The organism is Alistipes sp. HGB5 (assembly GCF_000183485.2).
Taxonomy (GTDB): Bacteria; Bacteroidota; Bacteroidia; order Bacteroidales; family Rikenellaceae; genus Alistipes; species Alistipes finegoldii.
In genome coordinates this window covers 1-699 of the sequence record NZ_AENZ01000036.1, presented here as the reverse complement: position 1 = coordinate 699, position 699 = coordinate 1, and the positions used below count along the sequence as shown (strand labels likewise).

Annotated in this window: 1 protein-coding gene; it reads left to right on the top strand. The window is 54.8% G+C overall.

Going from position 1 to position 699, the window contains the following annotated elements:
* Position 1: 1 nt before the first annotated feature.
* Positions 2–250, top strand: a complete 249-nt coding sequence (locus HMPREF9720_RS05795) for a hypothetical protein (protein WP_254654367.1) — start codon at positions 2–4, stop codon at positions 248–250.
* Positions 251–699 lie beyond the last annotated feature (449 nt).

Here is a 699-nt window from a genome sequence, read left to right as displayed (position 1 = left end):
ACTGCTTTTCGAACACCTGTTGAGCCACAGCGACCGCCCGATGTTCCTCTCGGCCCGCAAGGTCTGCGAGGTGCTGGGTCTGGACCGTCACCAGCTCGAACAATGCCGCAAAAAGCGGATGATCCGCGCCCGTACCGTCAACGGACAGATGATGTACGATACCTACGAGTTGCTTGCGCTTACTGAACTTTTCTACCGCCGGAAGCTGCGGAAGACCCTCTCCCGGATACCGCAGTTCACGGTGCGCTAACCGAAAGGGACTGACTGCATCCGCAGCAGTCTCTTTTTGTTTTGAGACAGCGCGAATAATAATTAAAAATCCCTTTGTGAACGCCGGCCTCGGGGCAAGATAGCGCCGGACACGTTCCGGCGTCAAATTTTTGCGGCACGATCTCCACCCTTCGGGTCGTATCGCCCCTCAAAAATTTGCCTTGTCCGTGCCGTCGCTGAATATCCCGCCCCGAAGCCGGCTTCTCACTTTCATAGTGGGTATTCGCCGGCCTTATGTCAAACTAAAATCCATTTCGAATATGAAGAATCAGAAATTCGAGATTGCGGTAGCGGGTTACGACTACCGTTTCAAGACCTACGCCCGGGACGGCGTGGAGGCATCGGTAAAGGTGAAATGTTTCCTCGGACGACCCGATGCCGAGTGTACGATCCTTATTCCGACGTTGAACGACGACCTGCGGGAAACGG